Source organism: Candidatus Schekmanbacteria bacterium, from assembly GCA_003695725.1.
GTDB lineage: Bacteria > Schekmanbacteria > GWA2-38-11 > GWA2-38-11 > J061 > J061.
In genome coordinates this window covers 1-6,021 of record RFHX01000175.1, presented here as the reverse complement: position 1 = coordinate 6,021, position 6,021 = coordinate 1, and the positions used below count along the sequence as shown (strand labels likewise).

At 34.6% G+C, this 6,021-nt stretch carries 5 protein-coding genes; 1 reads left to right on the top strand and 4 read right to left on the bottom strand.

The features are described from left to right. On the top strand, positions 1 to 1,062 hold a 1,062-nt coding region (locus tag D6734_07060; GenBank protein ID RMF94746.1), incomplete at its 5' end, for a hypothetical protein. A gap of 9 nt (positions 1,063 to 1,071) precedes the next feature. Here the strand turns inward: D6734_07060 and D6734_07055 are convergent. The 4 genes from D6734_07055 to D6734_07040 are packed head-to-tail and all read right to left on the bottom strand — an operon-like array spanning position 1,072 to position 5,950. After that, positions 1,072 to 2,742, bottom strand: a complete 1,671-nt coding sequence (locus D6734_07055; GenBank protein ID RMF94745.1) for a hypothetical protein — start codon at positions 2,740 to 2,742, stop codon at positions 1,072 to 1,074. 27 nt (positions 2,743 to 2,769) lie between these two features. Continuing rightward, complete coding sequence (locus D6734_07050) at positions 2,770 to 3,228, bottom strand: hypothetical protein (protein ID RMF94744.1); 459 nt, start codon at positions 3,226 to 3,228, stop codon at positions 2,770 to 2,772. 50 nt (positions 3,229 to 3,278) lie between these two features. Next, positions 3,279 to 5,474 carry a hypothetical protein gene (locus D6734_07045; GenBank protein ID RMF94743.1) on the bottom strand — a complete coding sequence of 732 codons (2,196 nt, stop codon included), beginning with the start codon at positions 5,472 to 5,474 and terminating at the stop codon, positions 3,279 to 3,281. Next, positions 5,474 to 5,950, bottom strand: a complete 477-nt coding sequence (locus D6734_07040) for a (2Fe-2S)-binding protein (GenBank protein RMF94742.1) — start codon at positions 5,948 to 5,950, stop codon at positions 5,474 to 5,476. The genes D6734_07045 and D6734_07040 overlap by 1 nt, the downstream gene beginning before the upstream one ends. Positions 5,951 to 6,021: the final 71 nt, after the last annotated feature.

The following is a 6,021-nucleotide window of genomic DNA, read 5'->3' as shown; positions in this document are numbered from 1 at the left end:
CTTATTCCTTTTATCTATTTATTTATAAGCTGGGGTGTAGGGAGATTTTTATCAGACATTAGAAATAGTTATCTTCGCATTCTATCTGTTGCCGTTGTCTTGTTCTTAGTTTTTTGCGGATTTTTAGAAACAATCTCTTATACGAAGCCATCGAAATTTTTACTTGGAAAAATATATAAAGGATATAACTATTGGGAGTTAATTCCTGCCTATTTATCTGCTGCAAGGCCTGAAGACAACCTTTTAAATATAGTTAAGAAGTTAGATGATGAAGATGCAGCTGCCTACTATAGTCTTATTGGGTGGCGGCTTTACGAAACATTTAGCGAAAGGAGGTCAAAAATAGATAAAGCTTTGGATAATAGGAATGAACTACTTAAATATATGCTTTATACAGGGATTGGAGAAGCTTTGAGAGAACGCTTTGACAATGACCTTAATGAGGTAGAGAAGAAAATAAATAAACTCCCGAAATTCTTTAAAACTGCCTGTTATGACGGGTATTTTTATAAAGAAGCAATGGAAATTCCATATGTGTCCCTGGAAAATGGCAAAAAAGTTGATTGGGATTTAAAGGAAATCTTGGATGAAGTAAAATTGATTCCTCCTGATTTTCAAAATGCTGCTTATAGAGGAATTGCTCGAGCTATTACGGCCAGAGAAATATTTTATACTACTTCAAAATTACTTCCTCTTCAGACTGTTATACCTAAATGTTTGAGTGTATTGCCTCAAATTCCGGAAGAACAGAAAAGTGCTTTCATCGAAGGATGCACTTTTAAATTTGTATCATATTGGCTCGAGGGAATTAATAAATATGTTTTTATGGATAATTTTTATGAAAAAATGCAAAGGTCGGAGATGAGAAAAATTATTGATGGGTCTTTAAGGAAAATTTCTCTTGTTTTTAAAAATACTGATGAAAGATGTTATCCATTCATTATTGAAGGAATTGCAAATGCGATTAAAGAGAATGTTTCAAATGATGATTTCAAGACCTATCTTATAAAGAGTTTCCCAAAAAATGAGCAGAAACTTTTAGAGAATTGTTTGAAATCTTAAAAATTATTCCTATGACTTTTTATTTTTCTTAACTTTATAGATTTTAAGGGATGGGAAATTGACAGGAGTTCTGAATTTGTGATATCTCAGGTCAGCTCTATTGCTCCAAGGGATATCCGGATACGAGAGATAGTAAACCTTTTCTATAAAGCCATTCTTTTGAAGGTTTCTTTTCAATGAATTGAAACCATACAACCTTTCAGGATAATTTGACCTTTCAATGAGCCAATCAATGTTTTCGTATGAAAAAATGTAGTTAGGAAGCATTTGCATCAATACTTCATTGAATTTAGGAGCAGGAATTGATTCTCTAAAATATCTTTCGTTGGAAAGAATATATGCCATCCTCCTATTGGTATAAAAAATTATAGGGGCATGCTCATAATTTGTAAGGACAATATCTTCTTCAGAAGCATTTTTATTAAGAAAATTGGAAATTCCTTCAATAGGACTTTTGTAATGGTGAGTTAATTCATAGATGAAGTCTGCATATATTTTCTTTGCGATTAAAGCATTTCTTATTTCTTCTGAAAATGAAGCCCTTTTGTATTTTTGGTCGTCTTCTTTTATCATTCTGAAAGTATAGGATGGTATGAACGATAAAATATTGGTAAATATCAAGATGAAAATAATCAATGTTCCAGCAATTTTGTTTTTTCTATAGGTGGTCATAATGGAAACAGCAGAAATAATAGCCATAAAAGGGAAACAGCCGGTAGCATACCTAATACCTATGATAAATTGTGTATAGCTTACATAAGGAAGAAAGAGTATTACGGGAAAAGCAAAAGAAAGACATAAAAGTGAAATCTTTCTTATATCCTCAAAATTTTTTGAAAATAGATAAAATAGAGGAAGTAAAAGAAGTAGAGGAAACATATATTCATTTACCAAATAGAGCATATCCTGAAGCTGTAGGAAATAAATTCCCATTCTTTCAGATATTGGTATTTCTGTACCTCGCTTATATGCTTCTGAATAAACGAACCAAGGTATCGTTAAAATGGAAATTGGAATAATACTGAGAAAGTATTTTGTTAATTTTTCTTTGTTTTTTAAATAGATGAGATAAAGAAAGCCACCTGCCATAACAAAAGGGAATGGTGCATAATTTGAATGAAAAAGAAGAGCCATTGATATGATAAATCCGTAAAATCCTTTTCTTTTATCGATTTCTGTAATGAAATAGGCGGCAAGAATAGAAAAGAAAGGAAGTAAAGCGTAATATCTGCATTGTCTGCAAAAAAGAATAAATTGAAGATTTGTTGTCAAAAAAAAAGCCGAAAGCAATGCGGTTTTTTTATCTTTAGTCATTTTTGAAGTTAGAAGATAAGTCAGTATAATTGTAAAAAACCCTGATAATGCAAAAGGTAAACGGCCTGAAAATGTGCTTTTGCCAAAAAGGTAAAAGGATAAGGCAGTGATATAGAATTGACTCCATGGATGCCAAGTCCAAATAAGTTTATCGTTAAAGTCATAACCATTGAGAGAAGATATAAGGTTTTTTCCATCCCAAGCAGTAGGAATTCCAAAGGTAAGCGTATTTAGTCCAATAACGGCAGTTTCGCCCTCATCCTGCCAAAAAGGAATATCACCTAAATTTTTAAATAGGAAGAAGAAGGACAAGGAAAGGATAATGAGAAATAAAAAAATGTTGGTAGATTTTTCAGACAATTTCATTCTATATATTGAAATTTACCTCAAACTTTAACTGCCTATCAATGTTTTCATTTTTTTGCCTCCTATATTGGAGGTATCAATTCTTAGTATCTTGAGAGATTTAGGGTTGTTTATATTTTTTCTATACATTTCCATCCTTTTTTCAAGATAACCTTCATCTTTCAATCCTACCTTTCTGATGTTTTCCTTCACCACGAGCTCGATTTCATCAAGATTATCAACAATAGTTATTTCCCCATCGATAACAACAGATGCCCATTCTGTATGGTCATCATTCCATTTGAAAACAGTAAAACATACATTTTTATTTTTGTTGATAATTTCCCATTTCCTCCCCATTGGAAGCATCGATAGGTATATATTCCCATTTATATAGACGAATCCAAATGGTATTCCGTAAGGTTTGTCGTCTATGGACAATGAAAGGACACCATCGCCGACTGTACAAAGAATTTCATTGATTTCCTCATTGGTCAAATCCTTCATATTCTTCTCCTTTAATCCTAATATAATTTTTTTTATTTAAGCAAAATTCTTTAAGAACTTATATCCTTGTTAATTTTTTTGAGATTATCCTTTATTCTTTGAGCAGTTAATGGGAATTTAAAAATTCTAACTCCGACAGCATCATAGACAGCATTTGCAATAACTGCTCCCATACATGTAATTGCCGGTTCACCACCTCCATGGGGAGGTGAATCTTGATTATCTACCAAAATTGTTTCGATTTCTGGGAGGTCTTTAAAGGTGGGGATTCTATAGGTATCGAAATTTTTTTCAAATATCCTCCCTCCCTGAAAATGTATTTCTTCAAAGAGAGCATATCCAATTCCCATCGTAATACAGCCTTCTATCTGCATTCTCGCTCCTTCTGGATTGACTACCATTCCCATATCCTGAGCACATACAACCTTCTCCACTTTGACTTTACCTGTTTCCATATCAACTTTTACTCTACACATCATAGCTACATATGTATCTGCATCTATAGAACATGCTACTCCGTAGCCTATAGAAGAGTCTTTTTTCATCGGCTTCCAGGAAAACTCTTTTGCAACTGCTTCTAAAACTTTTATCATTCTCTTATTGGTGAGATTTTTTAATCTAAACTCTACTTTATCAATACCTGCCGCTTCAGCCATTATGTCAATCTGTGACTCTCGAGCAAATGTATTCGTATTGTTTGCAGGAGCGCGCCAAGGCCCCGTTGCAAAGGGATGCGCTTCTTGAATCCTTTTATCCGGCGAACCATGTCCGCCTCCAGCGTAAATTGTAGTAGAATAGTGAGGAATATCATAAAAATGCTCTCCTCCCCTTTCGCCTGCAAAATAGACTTTGTAATCCCAATAGACAATTTTACCTTCGCCATTTATTCCTGATTTTATTTTAACCACAGATGCAGGCATAAAGATATCATAGAAAAATTCTTCCTCCCTGCTTCTCATCACTTGTACTGGTTTACCTACTTCTTTTGCAAGGATTGCGGCTTCGAGAGCTTGATTGTTTTCAGTTTTCCCTCCGAACCCTCCACCAACGAAGGGAGTAATAATATGTACTTTATTCTGTGGTATTCTGAAATATCTCGAAATTTCGCCTTGTAAAAGAAAAGGTGTCTGCGTGGAAGCCCAGATGGTTAACCTATCACGAACCCATTTGGCAGTGGCTGTATGGGTTTCTATCGGGGCATGCGCTACATATCCATTTGAGTAAGTTTCATTGAAGAGGAGTGATGATAACTTTTTGCCTTCATTCAGATTTCCCCCTTTAGCAGACACTCTTCCTTTTGGTGAAAGCTTGAGAAGATGTGAAGCAATGTTATTTTCATTGAGAGATGATGTAGGAATTACATAATCGGCTTTTATTTTTGAAAGAGCTCTTTGCGCCATATCAGGATGTCTATGGAGGACTGCTTTTAAATTATCTTTTTCAATATAGATAATATCCTTATTTTCTTTTATGGTAGAAACATCGATTGATTTTAGCTTTGCTTTATGAGCAGGAGGCCTGAGTATCTTTGCATAAAGCATATCAGGAAGCTGAATGTCTCCTGCATATTTTGCCTTTCCTGTAACTTTGGCAGAAGCATCTATGCGTTTAACATTCTTTCCTATAAAGGATAGTTTAGATAAATTCTTGGGTAAAGCTTTCTTGTCAAGACGCTTACGGATATTTTCCTTTCTTGAAAGCTCTGAATAGGAGATTTTCTTTTTTTTGTTGCTTTCATCAAAAATGATGCCATTTTCAATTGAAAGTCTCTCTTCAGGGACATTCAATTCTTTTGATGCAAGCTCTAACAATACTGCTCTTGCTTCAGCTGCGGCATTTCTCAATTCAACTCCAAAAAAGCGAATGGTCATCGAACCGAATGTTCCTAAATCCCATGGACATAAATCTGTGTCTCCCATAATTAAATCAACAGATTCCATTGGCACATAAAGTTCATCAGCTATGATTTGTGAAAGAGAAGTTGCTATTCCCTGACCCATTTCAATTTTCCCGGTAAGACAGGTAATCCTTCCGTCTTCTCCAATTCTTAAAAAAGAAGTGAGGTCATAGGCAGTGATATCGAGATACCCTCTTTTTTTTATTACCTCCTGAAAAGCAGATGAATCAAGGGAAAATAAAATAATTATTCCGCTTCCTAAAAGTTTAAGAAAATGGCGCCTTTTGATTGAAGAGGGGAAGGTCTTTATATCAGTGAAATCAAGATCAATGTAATCTTGTTTGCTCATTATTCTTTGTCCTTATTCGGTTGCAAAGCTACACTCTCAATTGCTCTGATAATCCTAATATGTGCACCGCATCGGCAAAGATTGTCATTCATTCCTTCAATAATTTCTGTCCGTGACGGCTTGGGGTTTTTCATTAAAAAGCCGTAAGCGTTTAAAATCATTCCAGATGTGCAAAAACCGCATTGAAAAGCGTTATGCTCTATAAAGGCCTTTTGAAGAGGGTGAAGTTTTCCATTTTTTGAGAGCCCTTCGATAGTAACGACTTCCTTTCCGGCGACATCCTTTACGGTCAACTGACAGGACCTTACCGCTTCGTTATTTACTAAAACGGTGCAGGCGCCGCAGTGGCCTTCACCGCAACCATATTTTGTCCCTGTTAATCCAAAATCAATCCTTAAAATCCACAAGAGAATCCTACTGCTCTCAGTCTTAATAGAAACATCATTGCCATTTAGGTTGAAGGAAATATTTTCCATAAACTGATACTATTCAATGTTTAGGATTTATTATTTGTCTAAATGTTTAATAACTATCAATAACTTTATTG

Coding starts and splice junctions, on each gene's coding strand:
- D6734_07045 (RMF94743.1), bottom strand. CDS start 5,474: ATGAGCAAACAAGATTACATTGATCTTGATTTCACTGATATAAAGACC.
- D6734_07050 (RMF94744.1), bottom strand. CDS start 3,228: ATGAAGGATTTGACCAATGAGGAAATCAATGAAATTCTTTGTACAGTC.
- D6734_07040 (RMF94742.1), bottom strand. CDS start 5,950: ATGGAAAATATTTCCTTCAACCTAAATGGCAATGATGTTTCTATTAAG.
- D6734_07055 (RMF94745.1), bottom strand. CDS start 2,742: ATGAAATTGTCTGAAAAATCTACCAACATTTTTTTATTTCTCATTATC.